We start from the raw sequence: 24719 nt of genomic DNA, 5'->3' as shown, positions 1-24719 counted from the left end.
TCCCTACAGTAAATTGCATATTTACCAAAGAAACCAGCATGACCAAAGGCTCCTTCGTCGAGATGAATTGTCCGATCGCCCAGACCCTGGAGCAGGTCGGCGAGTGGTGGACGTTCGTCATCGTGCGCGATGCGTTTTGCGGCGTAACCCGCTTCCAGGACTTCCAGCGCCATCTCGGCATCAGCACGAACGTGCTGACCCGCCGGCTCGGTCGGCTGGTCGACAACGGCATTTTCACGCGCGAGCCGTCGACCACCGATGCCCGCGTGGTGCATTACCGGCTGACGCCCAAGGGCTATTCGTTGTATCCGGTGCTGGCCGCGATGACGCTGTGGGGCGAGAAGTGGGTGCCGCACGACGACGGTGCGCGCCTGACTATGGTCGAGCGGGCCACCGGGCTGCCCGTGCAGGGCGTGCGCATCGTCTCGGCCGACGGCCGCGTGCTGACGCCGGAGGAAATCGAGACGGTGGCGGGGCCCGCCGCGTCGGACAGCACGCACGCTTTGATGCGCATGAGAGAGGAGACCAATAACAATGACCAATGAACCGATCTGGCTGAAGGCCTATCCCGCCGGGGTGCCGGCGACGATCGATCCGGACCAATACCGTTCCCTGGTGCAGCTGCTGGAGGAGTCGTTCGAGCGCTTTGCCGAACGCCGCGCCTATGCCTGCATGGACCGCTTCCTGACCTACCGCGAGCTGGACCGGCACTCGCGCGCCCTGGCGGCATGGCTGCGCCAGCGCGGGCTGGGCAAGGGGGCGCGGGTCGCCGTGATGATGCCCAACGTACTGCAGTATCCCATCGCCGTCGCCGCGATCCTGCGGGCCGGCTGCACCGTCGTCAACGTCAATCCGCTGTACACGCCCCGTGAGCTGGAGCACCAGTTGCGCGATTCGGGCGCCGAGGCCATCCTGCTGCTGGAGAACTTTGCCGTCACCCTGGAGAAGGTGCTGGCACGCACGGCGATCCGGCACGTGGTGGTGGGCTCGATGGGCGACATGCTGGGCCTGGCGAAGGGAACACTGGTCAACTTCGTCGTGCGCAAGGTACGCAAGCTGGTACCGGCCTTCGCGCTGCCGGATGCCGTGCCGTTCAAGCGCGCCCTGGCCGAAGGCGCAAGCCAGACGCTGCCGCCGGTCACGCTGGGGCACGAGGACATCGCGTTCCTGCAGTACACGGGCGGTACCACCGGCCTGTCGAAAGGGGCCACGCTCACGCACCGGAACGTCATCGCCAACGTGCTGCAGAACGACGCCTGGTCGGTCCCGGCGCTGGGCGATGTCAGCGCCGATGGCGGGCCCGTCACCGTGTGCGCGCTGCCGCTGTATCACATCCTCGCGCTCAACGCCTGCGTGCTGATGGGCGCGCGCTGGGGGGCGATGAACATCCTGATTCCGAACCCCCGCGACATGCCGGGCTTCGTGCGCGAGCTGGCCAAGTACCGCGTCAATTTCTTCCCGGGCGTGAACACGCTGTTCAACGGGCTGCTGAACCAGCCGGGCCTGGAGAAGATCGACTTCACCGGCCTACGCATCACCCTGGGCGGCGGCATGGCCGTGCAGCAGGTCGTCAACGACCGCTGGTTGAAGCTGACCGGCTGCCCCATCCTGGAAGGGTACGGCCTGTCCGAGACGTCGCCCACGGCCACGCTGTGCCCACCGAACCTGACCACGTTCACCGGGACCATCGGGCTGCCGGTGCCGTCCACCGAGGTGGCGATCGTGGACGACGACGGCCTTCCCGTGCCGCTCGGCCAGGCCGGCGAGATTGCCATCCGCGGCCCGCAGGTGATGAGCGGCTACTGGAACCTTCCCGACGAAACGGCGCGCGTGATGACGCCGTCCGGCTTCTTCAAGTCGGGCGACATCGGCATCATGGACGAACGGGGCTACGTGCGCATCGTCGACCGCAAGAAGGACATGATCCTCGTCTCCGGCTTCAACGTCTATCCGAACGAGATCGAGGGTGTCATCGCGGCCCATCCCGGCGTGCTCGAATGCGCCTGCGTGGGCGTGCCGGACGCCGCTTCCGGCGAAGCCGTCAAGCTGTTCGTCGTGCGCAAGGATCCCGCCCTGACGAGCGCGCAGCTGATGGACTACTGCCGCGAGCAGCTGACCGGGTACAAGAAGCCCAAGTACATCGAGTTCCGCGAGGCCCTGCCGAAGACGAACGTCGGCAAGATCCTGCGGCGCGAGCTGCGCGACAACCCCGTCGCGGCCTGACGCGCAAGGCCCCACGCATCACCCAGCCTTACCCACGCTGTCCTGTTCGAACAACCAACACCAAGGAGACAAGTATGGAAGCTTCCACCGCCACCCCAGCCGCACCCGCCGCCAGCCCGATCGTCCTGGATGCCCGCAGCCAGCAGAAGGTACGCACGCTGATCAATGCCTCGCACCGCAACCTGCTGTTCCTCGACAAGGTCGTCGACTGGGAAACCGGCATCGACTTCTCCAAGCCGCCCAAGATCGCCGAGTCGAGCTGGATCTACGGGACCGAGTACTGGGACATGCTGACGCCGGCGCAGCGCAACGAGGTGCTGTGGCTGGAGACGGGGCGCGACGTGTCGTACTTCATCTGGCTGGAGCAGACGCTGCCCGAGCTGTACGTCGGCTACGTCAACAAGTACCATGGCACGCTGGCCGACGACGTGCGCGAGTACATGCTGGTGTTCTCGCGCGAGGAGATCGTGCACACGCTGATGTTCCGGCGCTACCTGCAGGCGGCCAACCTGAAGATGTGGAGCCACCCGGAGAACATTCCGAACTACTCGCTGTTCGAGAACCAGCTGGCCGGGCGCCACCCCGTCTACGGCGTTTGCTGGAACCTCCTGATTGAATGGTTCGCCGAGCTGAACTCGATCTTCCAGACCCAGACCGACGAGATCGACCCGTTGACCCGCACCATGTTCCGCGAGCACCACACCGAGGAACTGCGCCACATCGCCTTTGCCCGCACCGTTTGCGAGAACTACTTCGCCACCGCGCCGCGCGCCGAGATCGACGAGATGTGCGAGTTCTTCCAGAAGGGCTACGGCTTCCTGCTGGCCGAGTACACGTACATGCCGGAGATCGCCCGCCATACGTCGTTCCACTTCCCGATCCAGCCGGACGACAAGGCCGCCATCGAGGCCGTGCGCAACTCGCCGAACAACCAGCGCCTCAATGCGGAACGCTTCCGCGACGTGCGCGAATGGTGCCTGAAATACAACATCATCAAGGCGTAAGCTACCTAACGGAGACCTGAAGTGCTCGACATCCTCGCCCACGATGCCAGCATCACCGAACTGCGCATCGCCCGTCCTCCCATCAACCTGATCGACGTCGGCCTGCTGCGTGCCTTGCGCCGGGCACTGGCCGATGCCCGCGACAGCGGCCAGCGCGGCGTGCTGCTGTCCGGCGTGCCCGGCGTCTTCTCGGCCGGGGTCGACATCGCCGCGCTGCTCGACGGCGACCGTGTCGACGTACGCGAGTACTGGCAGCAGGTGTTCCTGCTGGCAGCCGAGATGGCGCGCTCGCCCGTGCCCATCTTCGCCGCCGTCACGGGCCACTGCATGGCCGCCGGCACGTTGTTGGCCGTGTTCTGCGACTACCGCGTGATGGCGCGCGGCGCGTGGCATGTCGGCCTGAACGAAGTGCGGGTCGGCGTCGCGCTGCCGGAGTGCTTCCACTACGCGGTACGCCGCGTGGTGGGCGCGCTGAACGCGGAGCGGCTGCTGGTGTTCGGCCGCATGCTCGACCCGGACCAGGCCCTTGCCATGGGCCTGGTGGATGAACTGGCCGATCCGGCGCGGGTCGTGGACACGGCCGCCAGCCGCCTGCGCGAGCTGCTGGCATTGCCGCGGCGCGGCATGTTCGAAACGCGCGCGATTGCCCGCAACGACCTGGCCAGCCAGTTCGCCGACGTGGACGCGCTGCCGCTGGAGGCGTTCGTCGACGCATTCCTGCAGCCGGAAACGCAGGCCGTGCTGCGCCACGTCGCCGCTCAGGCACGCCGTGCCGCCCCGGCGGCGGCGGCGGCCGAAGCGGTCGCCGGCTGATGAACCTGTACTGGCGCCTGCTGCTGGTCTGGCTGCGGGCGCGGCGCAAGCCGCGCATCCGGCTGGGCGAGACGATCGAGCTGCGCCTGACGGTACTGCCGAACGACCTGGACCTGAACGGCCACATGAACAACGGACGCTACCTGACCATCGTCGACCTGGCACTCGTCGAATACATGACGCGTGCCGGCTTCGTCGGCCACGCCTTGCGGCAGCGCTGGCGGCCCATGATGACGGGTTCGATGATCGCGTTCCGGCGCGGCCTGCGGCCGTTCAGGCGCTACACGCTGCGCTTCGCCATCGACTGCTGGGACGAGCGCTGGGCCTATGTGCGCTACGCCTTCGTGCACGACGGCCGGGTGGTCGCCTCGGGGCACGGCCGCGGCGGCATCGTGGGCCCGCAAGGCGTCGTCGGCAGCGCCGAGATGTGCCGCGTGCTGGGCGTCGACCCCGTCTCGCCGCCCATGCCGGCGGCGCTGGCGGCGTGGATCGAGGCGGACCGGATGCTGCGCGCAGCGCACGAGGCGCCGGTAGCGCCGCTGGATTCGCCGCAACGGGAGATTGCATGAAAGGAGAGGGCATGGGAGACCCCATGAACCGCAACGAACCGATCGCCGTGGTGGGCGCCGGCCCGGCCGGGCTGTGCGCCGCCGACACGCTGCGCCAGCTGGGCTACACCGACGTCGTCGTGTTCGAGGGCGACCGGCGCGTCGGCGGCAAGGTCTGTTCCGTCGCGTCGCCGGCCGGCATCGTCGAGATGGGGGCCGTGCTGGCTTCGGCCGAGTGCGACCTGGTGCTGGGTCTGGCGCGCCGCCTCGGCATCGAGACCGCGGCGTATCCCGTGCCGCAGCACTATCTCGACGAGCAAGGCCGGCGCCACGACGCCGCGGGCTTCCTGGCCAGCCGGTACGATGGGCCGACGATCGGGCGCGCCGTCGCGGCCTATGCCGTCGCGCTGGAGCGTTGCGCGGTACTCAACGACAGCGACCTCGCCGCCCTAGGCGACGACCTGCACCTGCCGTTCGAGCGCTATGCGGCGCTGCACGGCTTCACCCCGGTGGCGGAGCTGGCGCGCGGCGCGCTGGTCGGTTTCGGCTACGGCTATTACGAGAGCGTGCCCGCGTACTACTACATGAAACTGATCGGCTGGCTGCTGCGCCCGGACGGGCAGGGCGGCCTGGGGCCCGGCGAGTTCTTCATGTTCCCGCACGGCTTCCAGGGGCTGTGGGAGGCGCTGGCGAGGGAACTCGACGTGCGTCTCGAGACCCCGGTGACGGCCTTGCAGCGGGCGCCGGATGGCACCGTCCGCATCACGGCCGGCGGGACCCGGCACACGTTCGCGGCGGCGATCGTGGCGGCCCCCCTGCACACGGTGGCATCGTTCATGGCGCTGACGGAGACGGAGCGCGCGCTGTTCGGCCAGTTGCGCAGCCACCGTTACGTCGTCAGCGCGTTTGCCGCCACGGGCCTGGCGACCGGCGAGTTCCTGTTCCTGCACGAGAATGAAGTCGCGGCGCGCTGCGGCCACATGAATGCGTGGGCCAACCGCAACCCGGCGCTGCCCATGTACCTGGGCTGGCAGCTGGCGCCGCGCACGGCCGCGCCGGAGGCGCTGACGGCACTGCTGGCCGACGACATCGCCCGCCAGGGCGGCCGGCTCGAGCGGGTGGCGCTGCGGCGCGAGTGGGATTACTTCCCGCACGTGGATGGCTCGGCCTTGCAGGCACGCTTCTTCGAGCGCGTTGCTGCACTGCAGGGCGAAGGGCAGGTCTGGTACGTCGGGGGCGCATTGCATTTCGAGACCGTCGAACACAGTGCGCGCCAGGCGCGTGCGCTGGTGCGGCGGGGGTTTGGCGGCGGCGCGCACGCCTGAGCGCCCGGCCGGGCGCACGGGCACGTGGCGGCGCGGTACAATTTCTCCACCCAAGTCGGCGTGGAGACCAGCTGTATGTTTAGAAATCGCGGCCTGCTGCGCGCCCTGGCCGGCCTGTCGCCCCGGGCGCGCTTTGGCTGGGCGGCGTTGCTGGCCCTGGCGGTCCTGGCCGGCCAGGCCATGCTGCGCACCGTCGACGAAGGCCGGGTGCCGTTCCTGCTGTTCAATCCCGCCATCGTATTTGCCGCCGCGGCCTTCGGCACGTTCCCCGCGCTGCTGGTGTACGGCGCCGGGCTGCTGTTCGGCATGCACCTGTTCGGCCCCCCGCGCTGACCGAGCACGGTCCGGAGCGTGCCGCACTGCTGGCCTACGCGGTGATGGGCTTCGTCTACATCTACCTGGGCCAGCTCGGCCGCGTGTATGCCGGGCGCGCACTGCGGGCGGAGCGCCAGCTGGTGGCGGACCGGCTGGCACAAAGCGAGGCACGCCGGGCCTACCTGCACGACCTGCTGCTGCAGGCACCCGGCTTCGTGGCGGTGCTGCGCGGGCCCGAGCACGTCATCGAACTGACCAACGAGGCGTTCGACGAGCTGGTGGGGCGGCGCGACCTGACCGGGCGCGCCTTCCGCGCGGCCGTGCCGGAGCTGGCCGGGCAAGCGCTCATGGCGCACCTGGACGAGGCGTTGCGCAGCGGGCGCCGCTACAGCGCGCGCGACACCGAGATGGTGGTACGGCCGGGTCCCGGCGATACACCGCGGCCACGTTTCATCGACTTTGCGCTGCAGCCAACGACCGCGGGCAGCGCGGTCACGGGCATCTTCATCGCAGGCGTCGACGTCACCGCGCGCAAGCTGGCGCGCGACGCGCTGCTGTTGAACGAGGAGCGGCTGAAAGACGGCCTGCAGGCGGCGCGCATGGCCGTGTGGGACTGGGACCTGGCGGCGAACGAAGTGCACTTCTCCGACAGCGCCGTCGCCATCTTCGGGGCCAGCCTGGAGCAGCTGCGCCAGCCCTGGCACCTGATGCATCCGGACGACGTGCCGCGCCTGCGCCTGGCGCGCGAACGCGCCCTGGCCGAGCGCGGCACCTACCTGGAAACCGTGCGTGCGCACCGCGCCGACACCGGCGCCGAACTGTGGATCGAGGTGCGCGGCCGCGTGCTGGCCGATACGGCCGGGGTGCCGCGCACCTTGCGCGGCGTGACGATCGACGTGACGCTGCGCCACGTGGCCGAACTGGGGCTGCGCGAGGCCGAGCGACGCAAGGACGAATTCCTGGCCATGCTGGCGCACGAACTGCGCAACCCCCTGGCGCCGATCACCGCCGCGGCCACCATGCTGCAGCATCCCGGCGTTGCCCCGGCCCAGGTGGAGCGGGCCAGCGCCATCATCGGCCGCCAGGCCGCGCACATGGCGCGGCTGGTGGACGACCTGCTGGATGCGGCCCGCATCAGCCGCGGCAAGGTGGAGCTGCGCTATGAGCCGTTCGACCTGGCGTTGTCCGTCGAGGATGCCATCGAACAGGTGCGCCCGCTGCTGGAGCGCAAGGGACATGTGCTGGCGGTGCAGCGCCCGCCGCTGCCGCTGCCGGTCGACGGCGACCGCGCCCGCCTGACGCAGGTGGTGGCAAACCTGCTGAACAACGCGGCCCGCTATACGCCCGACGGCGGCGCGATCGAGGTCGCGCTGGCGGCCGACGGGGGAGCGTGCGCGTCACCGTCAGCGACAACGGCTGCGGCATCGCGCCCGCGCTGCTGCCCGGTGTGTTCGACCTGTTCACGCAGGGCCAGCGCGGGCGCGACCGCACCCAGGGCGGCTTGGGGATCGGCCTGGCCATCGTGCATGGGCTGGTGCGCATGCACGGCGGGCGGGTCGCCGCGCACAGCGACGGGCCCGGGCAGGGCGCGCGTTTCGAGGTGACCTTGCCGCTGGCCCGGACGCCCGGCACCGAACCCGCGCCGCCGCGCGGGGTGCCGGGAAGACCCGGCGCGAGCGCACGGCCGCCGCCTGGCACGACCGTGCTGGTGGTGGACGACAACCGCGATGCCGCCGATACGCTGGCGGCGCTGCTGCAAAGCCAGGGTGTGCAATGCAGCATCGAGTACGGTGCGGCGGCGGGCCTGCAACGAGCCCTGCGCGAACGGCCGCGGGTCTGCATCCTCGATATCGGCCTGCCGGAAATGGACGGTTGTGAACTGGCGCGCCAGTTGCGCGCGGCGCTGGAGGGGCCGCTGCTGCTGGTCGCGCAGTCCGGCTATGGCCAGGTGCACGACCGCGCGGCCGGCCTGGCGGCAGGATTCGATTACTACTTCGTCAAGCCTGTCGCCGCCGATACCCTGCTGGCCGTGCTGGCGGACGCATTGCAGCCCGGCGCCGCGCCGGCTGCGCTGGCCACGCCCTGAGCGGCGCCGCGCACGGTTGCGTGGGCACACGCGCGACGACGCGAAGACTGCGCAGTACAATCGGCCAGGCGGGCCGCATGTCCGCCCGGAGGAACACCCATGGCGCTACCGTCCGCACTGCCGTCCTTGTCGTCGCGCGCCGCGCGCTGCACCGCAGTGCTGCTGGCCGTCGCGTTGTGTACGGGTGCCAGCCGCCTGGTGCGCCCGCCCGTGCAGGACGCGCCCATGGCCCATGGTCCCAACCAGGCCGGCCCGAATGCCGCCGCCCTGGATGCCGTCTGGGCCGCGGAACAGGAATGGCTGCTGTCGATGCGGCGCGGCGACACGACCGCGCTGCGGCGCATCCTGTCCAGCGACCATATCCACGTCGGCACCAACGGGCGGCTGCGCCACAAGTCCGAGCTGCTGCTCGCGCTGCAGCGCCGCCAGGTGCGCTTCCTGACCTACGACGTGACCAGCTACGATATCCGCATCACCGGCACGGCGGCCATCGTCAGCGGCACCTATCACACGCAGCTGGAGCGCCAGGGCGTGCGCGAGATCTCGCAGGGACGCTACCTGCGCGTATGGCTGCGCGACGATGGCGGCTGGCGGCTGATGGCGCACCAGCTGACGGCCGGGCTGGTGCCGCGCGGCCGGCCCTGACGACCCCGCGCACGGTTGGCGCGCGCGTTGCAGAGGCGAGCCGATCAATGACATACTGTCAACATGGAGCCAACCACCACCCCTGTCGAGGAATCCGGGCCAGCCGTCGCCGCGCCGCCCGGCACTGCGGGCTATGCGTCGCAGCGCTGGCGCGCCGTCTGGCTTGCCGTCACGCTGGCCGTCGTGGCCGTCGTCGGCAGCGCCGCCTGGCTTGCCAACGTCGTGTCGACGGAGCGCGCCCTGCATGCCGTGACCAGTGCCGGGTTGCCGGTAGCGCCGGCCCCGACTGCCGCAGCACTGCCGGCTGCTGCACCGGCGGAGCCGCCGGAAGTGGCCGTGGCGGCGCTCGGCGCGGCCGGCGGGGCTGCCATCGCCGCCGGTGCGATGGTGCCAACGCCCGCCCCAGCCCCAGCCCCAGCCCCGGCGCCCACTGCCGCCGTGGAGCCCAGGCCAGCCGACATGCCGGCCGCGCAGCCGCCGAACCGTGGCGGCCACCAAAGCAAGGCGGTGCGGACCAGGACGGGCAAGCGCGCCGCCGCGCGCCAGGCCGCCAAACGCAAGCCGGAGAGTGCGACATTCCGGCGCTGCCCGCCGCTGGGCCGGCCCGGGGCCGTGATGTGCCGCTGGCACATCTGCAACGGCGGCGCGGGCAAGGAAGCGGTGTGCCGCCCCTACCTGGAACGCCGGCCCTAGCGTGCCGTCAAGGCTGGCCGGCCAGCCGCCGCGGGTGCGTGTACAGGACGTAGCGATCGTCGCGCACGAAACCGGCCAGCGTCAGGCCGGCCAGGTCGGCCATGCGTATCGCCAGCGCCGTGGGCGCGGAAACGGCAGCCAGCAGGCCGATGCCGGCGCGTGCGGCCTTCTGCACCATCTCGTAGCTGGCCCGGCTCGTGACCACCGCGAAGCCGGCCGTCATCGACGTGCCGTCGCGCGCCAGGGCTCCCACCAGCTTGTCCAGTGCGTTGTGGCGTCCCACGTCCTCGCGCAGGCAATGTAACGCACCGTCGGGCGCCGCCCAGCCGGCGGCGTGGGTGCCGCCGGTGGCGTGGTGCAGATGCTGGCGGGCCGCCAGTTCCGTCATGGCCCGCCGCAGCGCCGCCGGCGCAATAGGCGTCGCCGCCGCGGACGTGGCCAGGGCGCGGCATGGCGCCATGTCCGCCGTGTCGTCGGCAAAGCGGCGCAGGCTCTCGACGCCGCACAGGCCACAGCCGGTGCGGCCAGTGCGGGCGCGCCGGGTTTCCTTCAGCCGGGCCAGGGCGCCGGCCGCCACGTGCATGGCGATGACGATGCCGCCGTCGTCGTCTTCTTCGATCTCGATGTCGTACACGTCGCGCGGATGGCGCACGATGCGTTCGCCCAACGTAAAGCCCAGCGCGAAATCCTCCAGGTCGGCCGGCGACGCCAGCATGACGGCATGCGCGATGCCGTTGTAGACGAGGGCGACGGGCACCTCGTCCGGCACGACTTCCGCCCGCGCCGCCAGCACGTCGTCGCGCCAGGCCTGCGCAGGCAGCAGGGCGGCACCGGCCGGCAGCAGGTGGCGCGCGCCGGCGTTCATGCCGCCCTCCCGGTGATGCGCCCGGCGCATTCCACCAGCACGTCGATCGATTTCGCCGCCGGCACCTTGCTTTCCCTGGCATGGTGCCACAGCGGGATCAGCGGATTCAGTTCGGGGAAGTAGCCGGCCACGCAGCCTTCGGGAATGTCGTAGCGCACCACCGTCAGGCCGTCCACCTGGCGCGCGATGCCGTCGTCGCTGGCGGTGCGCAAGGTGACGACGTCGCCCTCGGCCAGCGCATGGCGGGCCATGTCGGCGGCCGCCATGAACAGCACCATGCGGCTGCCGCGCACGCCGCGGAAGCGATCGTCCAGGCTGTAGATCGTCGTGTTGAACTGGCCGTCGCTGCGCACGGTGAACAGGGTCAGCGCGCCAGGCATGGCGCGCGCCGTGTCCGGGTCCCCCGGCAGCTCGTCCGGTACCGTGAAGGTGGCCTTGCCGCTGTCGGTATGCCAGATGCGCTGGGCCGCCGCCAGCGGCTTGCGAAAGCCGCCGGGGCGCCACATGCGCGTCTCGAAGTCATGGAAGATGGCCGGATACGTCGCGGCGATCGCGGCCCTGACGGCGGCGTAGTCGGCGACCCAGCCGTCCCAGTCCACCCGCGGGTTGGGCGCCAGCGTGGCCTTGGCGATGCCGGCCACGATGGCGGGCTCGGACATCAGCGTGTCCGCCACCGGTACGGCCATCCCGCGCGAGCCATGCATGCAGGCCGTGCTGTCCTCGACCGTCACGGCCTGCGGGCCGCTGGCCTGGCGGTCGATCTCGATCCGGCCCAGGCAGGGCAGGATGTAGGAGGCCTTGCCGTGGATGACGTGGTTGCGATTGAGCTTGGTCGAGACCTGTACCGTCAGCGGCAACTGGCGCCAGGCCGCCTCCATCAGTGCCGTCTCCGGCACGGCGCGCACGAAGTTGCCCCCCAGGCCGATGAAGGCCTGCACCCGGCCGGCGACGATGCCCTCGCAGGCTTCCACCGTGTTCATGCCTTTCGCGCGCGGCGGCTCGAAGCCGTACAGCTCACGCAGCTTGTCGAGCGGGGCCAGTTCGGGCTTTTCCGTGATGCCGACGGTGCGCTGGCCCTGCACGTTGGAGTGCCCGCGCACGGGACAGATGCCGGCGCCCGGCTTGCCCAGGTTCCCCCGCAACAGCAGCAGGTTGACGAGCATGGTCACGTTCTGGACGCCATTGCGGTGCTGCGTGACACCCATGCCGTACACCGCCATCACGGCGCTGGCGCGGCAGTACACGGCAGCCGCCTGTTCCAGCGCGGCCTGCGTCAGCCCCGACTCGCGTTCGATGTCCGGCCACGCGCAGGCCCGCACGGAGGCTGCGAAGTCTTCGAAGCCGTGCGTGTGCTCGCCCAGGAACGGCAGGTCCAGCACGCGCTGGCTGCCGGCGGCCAGTGCCGCGTTGTCCAGCGCCAGGATGGCCTTGCACAGGCCCATCAGCGCGGCCGTGTCGCCGCCGGCCTTCAACTGGTGGTATTGCGTGCTGATGGCCGTTTCCGCCCCCGTCAGCATTTCCAGCGGCGACTGCGGATTGGTGAAGCTGACCAGGCCCCGCTCGCGCAACGGGTTGAACGTGATGATGGGCACGCCGCGCCGGCGTGCTTCCTGCAACTGGTGCAGCATGCGCGGGCTGTTCACGCCCACGTTCTGGCCGAAGAAGAAGATGCAGTCGGTGTGGGCGAAATCGTCCAGCGTGACGGTGCCGACGGCCACGCCGATGGTCTTCTGCAGCCCGACAGAGGTGCTCTCGTGGCACATGTTCGAGCTGTCGGGCAGGTTGTTGTTGCCGTACAGGCGCGCCAGCAGCTGGTACATGTACGAGGTTTCCAGCGAAGCCCGGCCGGAACTGTAGAACACGACCTGGTCGCGCTGGCAGGTGCGCAGCGCGGCGCCGATCTCGGCAAAGGCCGTGTCCCAGCCGACAGGGCGGTATTTGTCGGTGGCCGCGTCCCAGCGCAGCGGCACGGTCAGGCGGCCCAGGTCTTCCAGTGCGTGATCGCTCCAGCTTTCCAGTTCCGTCACCGTATGGCGCTCGAAGAAATCGGCGCCGATCGCCTTGCTGGTGGTCTCCCACGCGGTTGCCTTGGCGCCGCTTTCGCAGAACTCGAACGGGTGGGGATTGGCCGGCTTGGCCCAGGCACAGCTGACGCAGGCAAAGCCGTCCGGCTTGTTCTGGTGCGTCAGCAGCCGGGCATCCTTCAGCGGCACGTGCTGGTCCAGCAGGATATGGGTGACTTCGCCGACCGAACCCCAGCCGCCGGCCGGCATGGTGGGATGTTCGATCTTCAATCGCTCGCTCATGGGTTCTCCTTGCAGTGAGCAGGTACCGTAACCCCGCTGGCCGGCGCCCTCGGTGCGCCTGCGCACATACGTGGGCGCGGCAGCCAGCGTTTCCCGGGTCACGCACAACGCGGCCCCGGGGTGATATCATGATCGGCTTTACAGTATTGCCAAGCAGACTACCAATGGATGACCAGAGCCAAGCGCGCGATCCGGCCGGCGTGCCACCCGGGCGGCCGATGCCGGAATGGAATGCCGGCCACCCGGCCTCTTCGCACGATGAGGGCCGCTATACGGCGCAACCGGAAGCCACGATGGGGGCCGCCGACCCGCAGCCGTTCACGCCCGGGCTGTCGCGCAAGCTGGTGTTCGGCCTGCTGGGCGCCGCGGTACTGGTGTTTGCCGCCGGCTCGGCATGGGTCGGCTACGAGGTGGCGACCGGCAGTGCCATCGACCGGCTGGGCAAGTCGGTGACGCCGGCCAGCGGCGCAGCGGTGCTGCCACCGCCGGCAACCGCAAGCGCCCCGATGGCCGCCGCCGTCGCGGCGCCTGAATCCTCGACGACGGGCTTGCTGCCGCCAGAACTGGCAGCCGGGCCGACCGCGCCACCGGCGTTGCCGTCCGCGGAAGAGCTGCTGGCCGGGCCGAAGAAGCCGGAAGCGCTGCTGCCGGCCCCGGCCGCGCTGGTGCGTGACCTGCCGGAATGGCTGGTGATCGAAGTCGGCGGTGCGGCGCGGACGAAACCGCAGGCTGCGCCGGTGCCTGCGCCGGTCGTTGTCGCGCAAACGTCGGGTGCGTCCGGCGACGAGACGGCGGAGAAGGTGGAGAAGGCGGAGAAGGTGGAGAAGGTGGCGCCGCAGGCGCCGCGTCGCGAAGCCCCGGAACGGGCGTCGGCGGTGTTCGCGCGCTGCCCGAAGCCGGGCGAATCCGGCGCCGTCGAATGCCGCCGTGCCGTGTGCAGCGGCGCTGCGCGCAAGCAGGCCGTCTGCTCCGCCTACAGCGGTTGATGCAGCAGGGTCTGTCCCTACGGGACTGACCCTGAAGTTCGGCGTCAATCGCAACGCAACGCGTGTAAGCTTCTGGGTCTGTCCCTGTGCAGGACAGACCCCAGTGCAGCCGGCTTCCGTTAAAGGAACCGGTCCAGGATCTTCTTGCTGTGCTTGTCCAGGCCGTACTGGTCGCGGATCAGGAAATGGATGCCATGGGTATCCGACACCAGCAGCGACGTCGCGCCGATCCGGCGGATGTCTTCCTCTCCCCGCAGCACGAAGTCGGTCCGGCCGCGATTGGTCTCGACGGTCCACGTGCACGGCGTGGCAAAGCTCGTCACGTCGACGATGCGCGCGATCTCCGGCATGAATTCCCGTCCCGCCAGCTCCTCGCGCACCAGCGCCGCGACCGGCGCCGGCAGGTCCTCCAGGCGCTCGACCCACGCCACTTCCTTGCCGTCCGAATTGACGAGGGCAAGGCCCTCGTCCGGGGCCTGCACGGGAAACGCGCGCACCGGCGCCACGTGGTGATGGACGGTGCCGGCGGCATCCGTCAGGTTCAGGCGCCCGAAGGCATCGCGTTCCAGCTGAAAATCAATTGTCGTCATGGCGTTTCGTGTTGTTGTCGTCCAGGTCGGTATCGACGTTGCGGGCCTGCGCCTCGTACAGGCGGAAATACGCGCCTTCCTTGGCCATCAGCTCTTCGTGCGGGCCTTCCTCGACCACCTTGCCGCGGTCCATCACGACCAGGCGGTTGGCGCGCTGCAGGGTGGACAGGCGGTGCGCGATGGCGATCGTCGTGCGGCCGGCCACCAGGTTGTCCAGCGCCTTCTGGATCTCCTTTTCCGTTTCCGAGTCGACGGAAGCCGTCGCTTCGTCCAGGATCAGGATCTTCGGATCGATCAGCAGGGCGCGGGCGATCGAGATGCGCTGGCGTTCGCCGCCGGACAGGCCCTGGCCCCGTTCGCCCACCATCGAATCGTAGCCCTGCGGCAGGCGCAGGATGAAGTCGTGCGCATGGGCGGCGCGGGCCGCGGCCATGATCTGCGCGCGCGTCGCGTCCGGCTTGCCGTAGGCGATGTTCTCGGCGATCGTGCCGAAGAACAGGAACGGCTCCTGCAGCACCAGGCCGATATTGCGGCGGTAGTCCGACACGGCAAACGAGCGGATGTCGACGCCGTCCAGCAGGATCGCGCCTTCGGCCACGTCATAGAAACGGCAGATCAGGTTCACCAGCGTCGACTTGCCCGAGCCGCTGTGGCCCACCAGGCCGATCATCTCGCCCGCCTTGATCTCCAGGTTGACGCCCCGGTTGACGGCGCGGTTGCCATAGCGGAAGCCCACTTCGCGCAACGTGATGTTGCCTTCGATCTTGCCCACCTTGACGGGGTTGGCCGGTTCCGGCACGGACGAGACGTGGTCCAGGATGTCGAAGATGCGCTTCGCCGCGGACGCCGATTTCTGCGTCACCGAGACGATCCGGCTCATCGAATCCAGGCGGCCGTAGAAGCGGCTGGAGTAGGTCAGGAAGGCCGTCAGCACGCCCACCGTGATGTGCGACTTCGACACCTGCCAGATGCCGAACACGTAGATGACCAGCAGGCCGATCTCCGTCAGGAAGGACACGGTGGGCGAGAACAGCGACCACACCTTGTTGAGCTTGTCGTTGACGGCCAGGTTGTGCTTGTTCGCCACGCGGAAGCGGTTCGCTTCGCGCGACTCCTGCGCGAACGCCTTGACGACGCGGATGCCGGGGATGGTGTCGGCCAGCACGTTCGTCACTTCGCCCCACACCCGGTCGATCTTCTCGAAGCCCGTGCGCAGCCTGTCGCGCACCAGGTGGATCAGCCAGGCGATGAACGGCAGCGGCACCAGCGTGACCATGGCCAGCCATGGGTCGATCGAGAATAGGATCACGCCCGTCATGATGATCATCAGGCAGTCGGAAGCGAAGTCCAGCAGGTGCAGCGACAGGAACACGCAGATGCGGTCGCTTTCGCTGCCGATACGCGACATCAGGTCGCCCGTGCGCTTGCCGCCGAAGTATTCGAGCGACAGGCGCAGCAGGTGCTCGTAGGTGCTGGTGCGCAGGTCCGCGCCGATGCGTTCCGACACGAGGGCCAGCACGTAGGTCTTGCCCCAGCCCAGGATCCAGGCCAGCACGGCGGCGCCCAGCAGGCCCGACATGTACAGCATGACCAGCTCCGTGTTGACGGGCTGGCCGTTCTGGTACGGGATCAGCACGTTGTCCATCAGCGGCATCGACAGGTACGGCGGGATCATGTGCGCGCCGGTGGACAGCAGCATCAGGGTGAAGCCGCCCAGCAGGGACCAGCGGTAGGGATGGGCGAAGCGCCACAGCCGGAACAGCGTCCACGTGGACGGCGGCGTGTGCACGACCTTGGTGCAGATCGGGCATTCTTCCTGGTCGGGCTCGAGCGGTGCCTTGCAGGTAGGGCAGGCATGTTCCTCGATGCGTACGGGGGCGACGCCGGTCAGGGCCGTCTCCAGCAGGGGGGCGAACTGTTCGGTCATGCGGATCGCATGCAGGTTCTGGCCCAGCGTGAAGCGCCATGCGGCCAGGCGGCCCTGGGCGTCGAACAACTCCAGGTGGCCGACGCCGGCGTGGTCGTGCAGCTTGAGCACCATGCCGGCGCGGTACGGCCAGGATTGCCAGCTCGTGGCCCCCGGCGCGCGCGACAGTACGCGGTGCTCCGTCAAAAGGATGATACCTTTCGCAAAGTGAAGTTTCGCATCGAGGTCAACCTCCAGCGCACTCTGCACGTTTTCCCCTGGAGCAAGCTGTAAATTCGCTTCGGAATGCCAGAGTTCAGGCAGTTCGACCCGGGTCGCTCCAGCGGGAAAGTCGGTTGTTATCATTGTCGGCGGTACTCCGGTGGTGTCTTTGCCAAGTGGCAAGAATGTTGATTCGGTGGGAAAATAGGGATAGTAGCTATAGCAACGGATCAGGCCCCTGTTGCGCTGACACGATTTAGCGTAGCCGAAGAGTGAACGCGGTTTATTGTATTCTTCGGCTATTCGAATAGACGATAAAGAAGAGGAAGCTCTGCTTTTGCGGAGTATACCGCAAGAGGTAGTAGAGCAAAAACATGACAAAGAAGAAAGACATCGAACTTCTCCGTGTAACATACCTGCGCGGACCGAATATCTGGACCTACCGCCCGGTGATCGAAGCCTGGCTGGATATTGGCGAGCTGGAAAACTTCCCTTCGAATAAACTGCCGGGCCTGACGGAGCGGCTGACGGCCTTGCTGCCCAGCCTGGTGGAGCACCGCTGCGGCGTGGGCGAGGTCGGCGGCTTCATCGAGCGCCTGCGCGACGGCACCTATGCCGGCCACATCCTCGAGCACGTCGTGCTGGAGCTGCAGAACCTGGCGGGCATGCGCACGGGCTTCGGCAAGACGCGCCAGACGGCCGAAGGCAGCGGCATCTACAAGATGGCGTTCCGCACCCGCCAGGAGCAGGTGGGCCGGCGCGCCCTCGTGCTGGGCCGCGAGCTGCTGATGGCCGCCATCGAGGACCGCCCGTTCGACCTGCCGGCCGCCGTGGCCGAACTGACCGACATGGTGGAAAGCCTGTGCCTGGGCCCCAGCACCAACAACATCGTCGACGCGGCCACCGACCGCAAGATCCCGCACATCCGCCTGACCGACGGCAACCTGGTGCAGCTGGGCCACGGTACGCGCCAGCGCCGCATCTGGACGGCGGAGACGGACAACACGAGCGCGATCGCCGAGGGCATCGCCAGCGACAAGGACATGACGAAGGACATCCTGAAGGCCTGCGGCGTGCCCGTGCCGGAAGGGGCGCTCGTCACCAGCGCCGACGCCGCGTGGGAAGAAGCGCAGGACATCGGCCTGCCGGTCGCCGTCAAGCCGTACGACGGCAACCATGGCCGCGGCGTGTCGCTGAACCTGTCCACCGAAGCCGACGTGCGCGCCGCCTACGACATCGCGGTGCTGCGCGGCGGCAGCGAATCCGTCATCGTCGAAAAATTCATCGTCGGCGACGAGCACCGCCTGCTCGTGGTCGGTCGCAAGGTTGTCGCCGCGTCGAAAGGCGAGTCGCTGTGGGTCACGGGCGACGGCAAGATGACGGTGCAGGAGCTGGTCGACACGCAGATCAACACCGATCCGCGCCGCGGCACCACCGAGGAATTCCCCCTCAATATCGTCGAACCGAAAAAATCGCAGGAAGTGCAGCTGGACCTGCAGCGCCAGGGCTTGAGCCCGGACTCGGTGCCGGAAGCGGGCCGCAAGGTCCTGATCCAGCTGAACGGCAACGTCGCGAACGACGTGACGGACCTGGTGCACCCGGCCGTGGCCGAAATGGCCGCGCTGGCTGCCCGCGCCGTGGGCCTGGACATCGCCGGCATCGACCTGGTCGTGCAGGATGTCTCGCAACCGCTGGAAAGCCAGGGTGGCGCCATCATCGAAGTCAACGCCAGCCCGGGCTTGCTGGCCCACCTGAAGCCGGCCGCCGGCGGCACGCCCCGCAACGTGGGCGCGGCCATCGTCGACCAGCTGTTCGCACCGGAGGCCGACGGCCGGATTCCGATCGTCGGCGTATCGGGCACCCGCCACACGGCGCTGATCGCGCGCCTGACCGCCTGGCAGCTGCAGGTCTCCGGCCGCTACGTCGGCGTGGCGTGCGAAGAGGGCGTCTACCTGAACGGGCGCAAGATCGCCCGGGGCCCCCTGTCGGAATGGGAGTCGGGCCAGCGCCTGCTGCTGAACAAGAACGTGGAATCGGCGGTGTTCGCCAACGGCAACCGCATGATCCTGACCGAGGGCTTCGCCTACGACCGCTGCACCGTCGGCGTTGTCACCGACACGGCTGGCTGCGACAAGCTGGGCGAGTTCTACATCGATGCGCCCGAGAAGATGTTCAACGTGCTGCGCACGCAGGTCGACGTGGTGCTGCCCGATGGCGTGGCCGTGCTGAACGCGGGCGACGCGCAGGTGGCATTGATGGCCGAGCTGTGCGACGGCAGCGTCATCTTCTACGGCGTGGACGAACACGTGGAAGGCATCGTGACGCACCGCGCCGGGGGCGGCAGGGCCGTGTTCCTGCATGCCGACGGCTTCGTGCTGGCCAATGGCGCCGACACGGTCGCCGTGCTGCCCGCGAGCTGCCTGCCGAACGACGAAGAGGAGTGCCGCGAAGCCGTGCTGGCCGCGCTGGCCACCGGCTGGGCCCTGGGCCTGTCGCCGGACCTGATCGCTGCCGCGCTGCGCACCTTCGAGTGGAACACGCGCCGCGCCGCCTGAGGTGCTGGCAGGCGGCAACCAGCTGTAACCCAAGAATAACGAAACAGGACGAGTACATGGAAGTCATCCGCACCCGCGCACTGCGCGGCCCGAACCTTTGGAGCCACCACACGGCGATCGAAGCGATCGTCTCCTGCACGCCGGAAGAACTGGCGGTCGACAAGCTGTCCGGCTTCGAAGTGCGCCTGCGCGCCCGCTTCCCCCGCATCGGCCAGTTTCAGCCGCATGGCCACGCGGACGCCGTGCCGATGGCGCACGTGCTGGAACTGACCGCGCTGGCCCTGCAGGCCGAGGCGGGTTGCCCCGTCACCTTCAGCCGCACCACGGCCACGGTGGAGCAGGGCATCTACCAGTCGGTGGTGGAATACACCGAAGAGGAAGTGGGCCTGCGCGCCGTGGAACTGGCCGAGCAGCTGATCAATGCGGCCGTGGCCGACCAGCCGTTCGACCTGACGGCCGCGTTGACGGAACTGCGCGACCTGGACGAGGACGTGCGCCTGGGCCCCAGCACGGGCGCCATCGTGCAGGCCGCCGTCGCCCGCCGGATCCCGTACCGCCGCATGACGTCCGGCTCGATGGTGGCCTTCGGCTGGGGCAGCAAGCAGCGCCGCATCCAGGCCGCCGAGATCGACGCCACCAGCGCGATTGCCGAATCGATCGCGCAGGACAAGGAACTGACGAAGAAGTTGCTGGACGCGGCCGGCGTGCCGGTCCCGGTGGGCCGCTCCGTCACCAGCGCGGAAGACGCGTGGGCGGCGGCGCTGGAAATCGGCCTGCCCGTCGTCATCAAGCCGAAGGACGGCAACCAGGGCAAGGGCGTTACCGTCAACGTGACGACGGAAGAGGCGACCCACGCGGCCTACCACACCGCGCGCGAGTTCCGCGACGACATCCTGGTGGAGCGCTTCCTGGCCGGCCATGACTTCCGCCTGCTCGTCATCGGCAGCAAGCTGGTGGCCGCCGCGCGGCGCGACCCGCCGCACGTGGTCGGCGACGGCAAGCACTCGGTGCGCGAGCTGGTCGACATCGTCAACGCCGACCCGCGCCGCGGCAGCGGCCACGCGACGTCGCTGACGAAAATCCGTTTCGACGACATCGCGCTGGCACGCCTGAAGATGCAGGACCTGGACGCGGACTCGGTGCCGGCCCAGGGCCAGCGCGTCATCCTGCGCAACAACGCCAACCTGTCCACCGGCGGCAGCGCCACCGACGTGACGGACGACGTCCATCCGGAAGTGGCCGCGCGGGCGGTGGAAGCGGCGCAGATGATCGGCCTGGATATCTGCGGCGTCGACGTGGTCGTGGACAGCGTGCTGCGCCCGATCGAGGAACAGAACGGCGGCGTGGTCGAAGTCAACGCGGCGCCTGGCCTGCGCATGCACCTGTCGCCGTCCTATGGCAAGGGCCGCCCGATCGGCGAGGCCATCATCGGCACGCTGTTCGAGGATGGCGAGGACGGCCGCATTCCCGTCATCGCCGTCACGGGCACCAACGGCAAGACGACGACGGTGCGCCTGATCGCGCACCTGGTGGCATCCTCCGGCCTGCGGGTGGGCATGACCAATACGGACGGCGTCTACGTCAACGGGCGCCAGATCGACAGCGGCGACTGCTCGGGTCCGAAGAGCGCGCGCAACGTGCTGCAGCATCCCGACGTGGACGCGGCGGTGTTCGAGACGGCGCGCGGCGGCATCCTGCGCGAGGGCCTGGCGTTCGACCGCTGCAAGGTGGCGGTGGTCACCAATATCGGCGCGGGCGACCACCTGGGCCTGAACTACATCACGACCGTCGAGGACCTGGCGGTGCTGAAACGCGTGATCGTGCAGAACGTCGACGACAATGGCATGGCCGTGCTGAACGCGACCGACCCGATCGTGGCGGCGATGGCGGCCACGTGCCGCGGCAAGGTGACCTTCTTCGGCGCCGACCGCTATCACCCGGTGGTGGCCACGCACATCGCCCAGGGCCGCCGCACGGTCTACGTCGACAAGGGCGACCTCGTGGCCGTCGAGGGCAAGTTCATGGAGCGCATCGCGCTGGCGGACGTGCCCATCACGCGCGGCGGCCAGATCGGCTTCCAGGTCGAGAATGCGATGGCGGCCGTGGCGGCCGCGTGGGGCGCGGGCATCGACTGGGCGGCGATCCGCCTGGGCCTGAAGACGTTCACCACCGACAGCCACAACGCGCCCGGTCGCTTCAACGTGTTCGACTATCGCGGTGCCACCGTGATCGCCGACTACGGCCACAATCCGGATGCGATGCTGGCCCTGGTGCAGGCGGTGGAGGCGATGCCGGCCAAGCGCCGCTCGGTCGTCATCAGCGGCGCCGGCGACCGCCGCGACGAGGACATCCGCCAGCAGACGGAAATCCTCGGCAAGGCGTTCGACGAAGTCGTGCTGTACCAGGACCAGTGCCAGCGCGGCCGCGCCGACGGCGAAGTGATCGCGCTGCTGCGCGAAGGCCTGCGCGGCGCCAGCCGCACCAGCCAGGTCGACGAGATCAACGGCGAGTTCATCGCCATCGACACGGCACTGGAGCGGCTGCGGGAAGGGGATCTGTGCCTGATCCTGGTCGACCAGGTGGAGGAGTCGCTGGCGCATATCGCCGGGCGCATCGCGCAGGGCTGAGGCTGGGGTCTGTCCCCGCAGGGGACTGACCCCGGTTTCCCATGTTGTCGGGCGATCCGATAGAAACCAGGGTCAGTCCCTGAAGGGACAGACCCTGAACCCCGGCACCACGGGTTCCTTCAAGCCGCCAGCGAAGCGGGCGCCAGCGCCACCAGCCGCGCCGTCGCCCCATCGATGAACTGCGGCGCGAAGGCGCGCGTCTGCGCCGTCGTTTCGTGGCCCTCGCGGGCATCGATCAGTGCCGTCAGCAGCTCCGCGGCGGCCTGCGCCATGGGGCCGATCGGCTGGCGCAGGGTCGTCAGGTTGTAGCTGAGCCAGTTGGACGGCTCCACCGCGTCGAACCCGGCCACCGACAATTGTCCCGGCACGTCCAGGCCCAGCTCGTGGCGGGCGCAGTCGAGGCAGCCGATGGCCATCACGTCGTTGCCGCAGATCACGGCGTCCGGCACACGGCCCAATTGCGCGATGATCTCGCGCAGCCCATGCGTGCCGCTGGCATAGTCGAACTGGCCGGCCACAACGGCCGGTGACGGCAACCCGAGCTCGCGCAGGCGGTCGGACGCGCCCGTGCGGCGCTCCGTCGCGACGGGCGAATCGGCCGGTCCGCCGATGATGCCGAACTGCCGGTGGCCGGCGGCGGCCAGCCGGCTGGCCAGCAGGCGACCCGCCTCGTACTGGTCGCACAACACGCTGTTGACGCCGTCGCTGCGGCGCAGGTTGCGGTTGAAGACGACGAGCGGCAGCCGGCGCCGCTCGAACTCGCCGATCTGCTCGTCCGTCAGGGCCGCGGCCACAATGGCGCCGTCGACCTGGTATTGCCAGATGTCGGCCAGCAGGCGACCCACGTCGCCTTCCTGCTGCATGGTAAACAGCAGCACGCGCTTGCCGCGCCGGGCGATCTGGTGCGACAGCTCGGCCAGGGCCTCCGGGTAGTACAGGTTCGCCATCTGCGAGATGACGACCGCCACCATGTTGGAGCGGCGGGTGATCAGGCTGCGCGCCGCGGCATTGGGAATGTAGTCCAGGCCCTCGGCCGCCTTCATGACGCGGGCGTAGGTGGATTTCGACACGCTCGCGCCAGGCTTGAAGCAGCGCGACACGGCCGACTGCGACACGCCGGCCAGCATGGCGACGTCGTAGGAAGTGACGCGGCGGGCCTGCTTGTGCTGTCCCGTCGCTGCATCGGGTGGTGTTTTCGTTTTGATCATCGTCTCTCTGGGTTGCCTTTGGGCACCTGTTGTGAGTCTGAGAATAACTGAGACACTTACCGTATGGCAATTATTTCTACCGAATAACTCCTCGGACCTGTCGTATTGTCGCGCCTGCGCTACCGAGGTGCCGTTGAAAACGTGTTCACGCCAGCGCCATCGCCGCGACGATCGCCAGCAACAGGGGTACGGCGGCGCCCGCGCGACGGCGCCACACCGCGCGCAGGCGCATCGTGGCGCGGTGGTGGCGCCCCTGGGGCGGCAGCGGGGCCGGACGCAAGGGAGCCATGGCGGCGGCATGACGGCTGGCCGGGCGGACCGGGCGGTGGCATCGTGGGTTGGCGACTGTACTGGCGACTGTATTGCCGAGGTCTTTCATTGTGGTCTCCCGTGTTGTTGGAATTTCCTAGCGTAATTAAGCGGGGACCGCGCTTTTTGATCTGGCGCAAACGGTTGTCTGCTAAAATACCGCCCCTTTGGGCGCCGTGGCGGTGTCGCGACATCCGCGCGACCGCGGCGGCTCCCTTGGCAAATGAAAGGTTGTGATGGCAAATGCTTGCGGTGTCGACTTCGGCACGTCCAATTCCACCGTCGGGTGCGTGCGCCCGGGCCAGGGCGTCATGCTGGCGCTGGAGGATGGCAAGACCACGCTGCCGTCCGTCGTCTTCTTCAATGCCGACGACGACCAGGTGACGTTCGGCCGCGCCGCGCTGGCCGAATACCTGGCCGGCTACGAAGGCCGCCTGATGCGTTCCCTGAAAAGCCTGCTGGGCACGAGCCTGATGGACGGCCAGACGGAAGTGGCCGGCCGCGCCGTGTCGTTCCGCACGTTGCTGGCGCAGTTCATCGGCGAGCTGAAGCTGCGCGCGGAGCGCGCCGCCGGCCAGCCGTTCTCCTCCGTGGTGCTGGGCCGCCCCGTGCATTTCATCGACGACGATGTCGAAGCGGACCAGCTGGCCCAGGACACCCTGGCGGAGATCGCCCGCTCGGTCGGCTTCACGCACATCGATTTCCAGTTCGAGCCGATCGCCGCCGCGTTCGACTACGAGTCGCAGATCGACCGCGAGGAGCTGGTGCTGATCGCCGACATCGGCGGCGGTACATCCGACTTCTCGCTGGTGCGCCTGTCGCCCCAGCGGGCGCAGCGACCCGACCGCCGCGACGACATCCTGGCCAACGGCGGCGTGCACATCGGCGGCACCGATTTCGATAAATATCTCAGCCTGGCGGCCGTGATGCCGCTGCTGGGCTACGGCACCCAGCTGAAGAACGACACGGAAATCCCGTCCAGCTATTACTTCAACCTGGCGACGTGGCACACCATCAACCAGGCCTACACGAAGAAGATGACGACGCAGCTGGCCGAACTGGTGCGCGACGCGAAGGACCAGCAGGCGCTCAAGCGCCTGCAGAACCTGATCGAGGACCGTGCCGGCCACTGGCTGGCGATGCAGGTGGAGGAGGCCAAGATCGGCCTGTCCGGGCAGGAGCGCGTGCAGTTGGCGCTGGACCGGCTGTCACCGCCGGCCGTGCTGGACGTGCAGCGCGCGCTGTTCGAAGCGGCCATCGGCCACCTGGTGGACAATGTCGGCGCCACCGTCGACGGCCTGCTGGCCGAGGCCGGCGTGCGGCCGGAGCAGGTGGACACGGTGTTCTTCACGGGCGGCTCGTCCGGCGTGGGCCTGCTGCGTTCGCAGATCGGCGCGCTGGTGCCGGGGGCGCGGCGCGTCGAGGGCGACCTGTTCGGCAGCATCGGCGCCGGCCTGGCGCTGGACGCGGTACGCAAGTTCGGCTGAGGAGAC

Annotated in this window: 20 protein-coding genes and 1 pseudogene; 15 read left to right on the top strand and 6 right to left on the bottom strand. The window is 68.9% G+C overall.

Annotated features, from left to right (window positions below):
* The first annotated feature begins 38 nt into the window (after positions 1 to 38).
* The 11 genes and pseudogenes from PX653_RS07650 to PX653_RS07600 all read left to right on the top strand — a co-directional run bounded on the left by PX653_RS07650 (position 39) and on the right by PX653_RS07600 (position 9652).
* Entirely contained in the window at positions 39 to 545 is a 507-nt protein-coding gene (locus PX653_RS07650; RefSeq protein ID WP_277417301.1) for a winged helix-turn-helix transcriptional regulator, read from the top strand.
* The gene (locus tag PX653_RS07645) at positions 535 to 2223 is read left to right on the top strand and encodes a long-chain-fatty-acid--CoA ligase (RefSeq protein ID WP_277417300.1); all 1689 of its coding nucleotides are present in this window, start codon (positions 535 to 537) and stop codon (positions 2221 to 2223) included. The genes PX653_RS07650 and PX653_RS07645 overlap by 11 nt, the downstream gene beginning before the upstream one ends.
* Before the next feature lie 74 nt (positions 2224 to 2297).
* Entirely contained in the window at positions 2298 to 3227 is a 930-nt protein-coding gene (locus PX653_RS07640) for a diiron oxygenase (protein WP_277417299.1), read from the top strand.
* Positions 3228 to 3248: 21 nt separating this feature from the next.
* Positions 3249 to 4040, top strand: coding sequence for an enoyl-CoA hydratase/isomerase family protein (locus PX653_RS07635; RefSeq protein WP_277417298.1), 792 nt, complete (start codon positions 3249 to 3251; stop codon positions 4038 to 4040).
* Positions 4040 to 4609 (top strand): thioesterase family protein, encoded by a 570-nt coding sequence (locus tag PX653_RS07630; protein WP_277417297.1) that lies wholly within the window; start codon positions 4040 to 4042, stop codon positions 4607 to 4609. The genes PX653_RS07635 and PX653_RS07630 overlap by 1 nt, the downstream gene beginning before the upstream one ends.
* A 23-nt stretch (positions 4610 to 4632) precedes the next feature.
* The gene (locus PX653_RS07625; RefSeq protein WP_277417296.1) at positions 4633 to 5913 is read left to right on the top strand and encodes a flavin monoamine oxidase family protein; all 1281 of its coding nucleotides are present in this window, start codon (positions 4633 to 4635) and stop codon (positions 5911 to 5913) included.
* A gap of 75 nt (positions 5914 to 5988) precedes the next feature.
* Positions 5989 to 6246, top strand: coding sequence for a hypothetical protein (locus PX653_RS07620; RefSeq protein WP_277417295.1), 258 nt, complete (start codon positions 5989 to 5991; stop codon positions 6244 to 6246).
* Positions 6247 to 6290: 44 nt separating this feature from the next.
* A pseudogene (locus PX653_RS07615) lies at positions 6291 to 7358 on the top strand (PAS domain-containing sensor histidine kinase); the annotation flags it as partial.
* 260 nt (positions 7359 to 7618) lie between these two features.
* A complete protein-coding gene (locus PX653_RS07610; RefSeq protein WP_277417294.1) occupies positions 7619 to 8314 on the top strand; it encodes an ATP-binding protein in 696 nt (231 codons plus the stop codon).
* A gap of 99 nt (positions 8315 to 8413) precedes the next feature.
* On the top strand, positions 8414 to 8959 hold the full coding sequence (locus PX653_RS07605) for a nuclear transport factor 2 family protein (protein WP_277417293.1): 546 nt from the start codon (positions 8414 to 8416) through the stop codon (positions 8957 to 8959).
* Positions 8960 to 9022: 63 nt separating this feature from the next.
* Complete coding sequence (locus PX653_RS07600) at positions 9023 to 9652, top strand: hypothetical protein (protein ID WP_277417292.1); 630 nt, start codon at positions 9023 to 9025, stop codon at positions 9650 to 9652.
* Between the two features lie 7 nt (positions 9653 to 9659).
* Here the strand turns inward: PX653_RS07600 and fdhD are convergent, their stop codons facing one another.
* Complete coding sequence (gene fdhD / locus PX653_RS07595; protein ID WP_277417291.1) at positions 9660 to 10517, bottom strand: formate dehydrogenase accessory sulfurtransferase FdhD; 858 nt, start codon at positions 10515 to 10517, stop codon at positions 9660 to 9662.
* Positions 10514 to 12823 (bottom strand): FdhF/YdeP family oxidoreductase, encoded by a 2310-nt coding sequence (locus PX653_RS07590; RefSeq protein ID WP_277417290.1) that lies wholly within the window; start codon positions 12821 to 12823, stop codon positions 10514 to 10516. The genes fdhD and PX653_RS07590 overlap by 4 nt, the downstream gene beginning before the upstream one ends.
* Before the next feature lie 164 nt (positions 12824 to 12987).
* Here PX653_RS07590 and PX653_RS07585 point away from each other — a divergent pair, with 164 nt between their 5' ends.
* On the top strand, positions 12988 to 13809 hold the full coding sequence (locus tag PX653_RS07585) for a hypothetical protein (protein WP_277417289.1): 822 nt from the start codon (positions 12988 to 12990) through the stop codon (positions 13807 to 13809).
* A gap of 119 nt (positions 13810 to 13928) precedes the next feature.
* On the opposite strand, the gene PX653_RS07580 is transcribed toward PX653_RS07585, so the two are convergent.
* On the bottom strand, positions 13929 to 14399 hold the full coding sequence (locus PX653_RS07580; RefSeq protein WP_277417288.1) for a cyanophycin metabolism-associated DUF1854 family protein: 471 nt from the start codon (positions 14397 to 14399) through the stop codon (positions 13929 to 13931).
* Positions 14386 to 16671: a cyanophycin metabolism-associated ABC transporter gene (locus PX653_RS07575; RefSeq protein ID WP_277417287.1), complete on the bottom strand. Its 2286-nt coding sequence runs from the start codon at positions 16669 to 16671 to the stop codon at positions 14386 to 14388. Before PX653_RS07575 ends, PX653_RS07580 begins: the two co-directional genes overlap by 14 nt.
* Positions 16672 to 16901: 230 nt before the next feature.
* Between PX653_RS07575 and PX653_RS07570 the strand changes: the two genes are divergently transcribed.
* Together PX653_RS07570 and cphA are read left to right on the top strand one after the other, a co-directional pair.
* On the top strand, positions 16902 to 19082 hold the full coding sequence (locus tag PX653_RS07570; protein WP_277417286.1) for a cyanophycin synthetase: 2181 nt from the start codon (positions 16902 to 16904) through the stop codon (positions 19080 to 19082).
* A gap of 56 nt (positions 19083 to 19138) precedes the next feature.
* Positions 19139 to 21709 (top strand): cyanophycin synthetase, encoded by a 2571-nt coding sequence (gene cphA, locus PX653_RS07565; protein WP_277417285.1) that lies wholly within the window; start codon positions 19139 to 19141, stop codon positions 21707 to 21709.
* 119 nt (positions 21710 to 21828) lie between these two features.
* On the opposite strand, the gene PX653_RS07560 is transcribed toward cphA, so the two are convergent.
* Positions 21829 to 22917, bottom strand: a complete 1089-nt coding sequence (locus PX653_RS07560; protein ID WP_277417284.1) for a LacI family DNA-binding transcriptional regulator — start codon at positions 22915 to 22917, stop codon at positions 21829 to 21831.
* 145 nt (positions 22918 to 23062) lie between these two features.
* Complete coding sequence (locus PX653_RS07555) at positions 23063 to 23206, bottom strand: hypothetical protein (protein WP_277417283.1); 144 nt, start codon at positions 23204 to 23206, stop codon at positions 23063 to 23065.
* A gap of 256 nt (positions 23207 to 23462) precedes the next feature.
* Here PX653_RS07555 and PX653_RS07550 point away from each other — a divergent pair, with 256 nt between their 5' ends.
* Complete coding sequence (locus tag PX653_RS07550; RefSeq protein ID WP_277417282.1) at positions 23463 to 24713, top strand: Hsp70 family protein; 1251 nt, start codon at positions 23463 to 23465, stop codon at positions 24711 to 24713.
* Positions 24714 to 24719 lie beyond the last annotated feature (6 nt).

Origin of the sequence: Pseudoduganella chitinolytica, assembly GCF_029028125.1 — a bacterium.
Lineage (GTDB): Bacteria > Pseudomonadota > Gammaproteobacteria > Burkholderiales > Burkholderiaceae_D > Rugamonas > Rugamonas chitinolytica.
Note: the sequence above shows the minus strand (reverse complement) of the source record. Positions and strands in the feature narration are given on the sequence as shown.

What these genes read in the sequence shown, in the direction of transcription:
- PX653_RS07650 (WP_277417301.1), top strand. Translation starts at nt 39, where the DNA reads ATGACCAAAGGCTCCTTCGTCGAGATGAATTGTCCGATCGCCCAGACC.
- PX653_RS07645 (WP_277417300.1), top strand. Translation starts at nt 535, where the DNA reads ATGACCAATGAACCGATCTGGCTGAAGGCCTATCCCGCCGGGGTGCCG.
- PX653_RS07640 (WP_277417299.1), top strand. Translation starts at nt 2,298, where the DNA reads ATGGAAGCTTCCACCGCCACCCCAGCCGCACCCGCCGCCAGCCCGATC.
- PX653_RS07630 (WP_277417297.1), top strand. Translation starts at nt 4,040, where the DNA reads ATGAACCTGTACTGGCGCCTGCTGCTGGTCTGGCTGCGGGCGCGGCGC.
- PX653_RS07625 (WP_277417296.1), top strand. Translation starts at nt 4,633, where the DNA reads ATGAACCGCAACGAACCGATCGCCGTGGTGGGCGCCGGCCCGGCCGGG.
- PX653_RS07620 (WP_277417295.1), top strand. Translation starts at nt 5,989, where the DNA reads ATGTTTAGAAATCGCGGCCTGCTGCGCGCCCTGGCCGGCCTGTCGCCC.
- PX653_RS07605 (WP_277417293.1), top strand. Translation starts at nt 8,414, where the DNA reads ATGGCGCTACCGTCCGCACTGCCGTCCTTGTCGTCGCGCGCCGCGCGC.
- PX653_RS07600 (WP_277417292.1), top strand. Translation starts at nt 9,023, where the DNA reads ATGGAGCCAACCACCACCCCTGTCGAGGAATCCGGGCCAGCCGTCGCC.
- fdhD (WP_277417291.1), bottom strand. Translation starts at nt 10,517, where the DNA reads ATGAACGCCGGCGCGCGCCACCTGCTGCCGGCCGGTGCCGCCCTGCTG.
- PX653_RS07590 (WP_277417290.1), bottom strand. Translation starts at nt 12,823, where the DNA reads ATGAGCGAGCGATTGAAGATCGAACATCCCACCATGCCGGCCGGCGGC.
- PX653_RS07585 (WP_277417289.1), top strand. Translation starts at nt 12,988, where the DNA reads ATGGATGACCAGAGCCAAGCGCGCGATCCGGCCGGCGTGCCACCCGGG.
- PX653_RS07580 (WP_277417288.1), bottom strand. Translation starts at nt 14,399, where the DNA reads ATGACGACAATTGATTTTCAGCTGGAACGCGATGCCTTCGGGCGCCTG.
- PX653_RS07575 (WP_277417287.1), bottom strand. Translation starts at nt 16,671, where the DNA reads ATGATAACAACCGACTTTCCCGCTGGAGCGACCCGGGTCGAACTGCCT.
- PX653_RS07570 (WP_277417286.1), top strand. Translation starts at nt 16,902, where the DNA reads ATGACAAAGAAGAAAGACATCGAACTTCTCCGTGTAACATACCTGCGC.
- cphA (WP_277417285.1), top strand. Translation starts at nt 19,139, where the DNA reads ATGGAAGTCATCCGCACCCGCGCACTGCGCGGCCCGAACCTTTGGAGC.
- PX653_RS07560 (WP_277417284.1), bottom strand. Translation starts at nt 22,917, where the DNA reads ATGATCAAAACGAAAACACCACCCGATGCAGCGACGGGACAGCACAAG.
- PX653_RS07555 (WP_277417283.1), bottom strand. Translation starts at nt 23,206, where the DNA reads ATGGCTCCCTTGCGTCCGGCCCCGCTGCCGCCCCAGGGGCGCCACCAC.
- PX653_RS07550 (WP_277417282.1), top strand. Translation starts at nt 23,463, where the DNA reads ATGGCAAATGCTTGCGGTGTCGACTTCGGCACGTCCAATTCCACCGTC.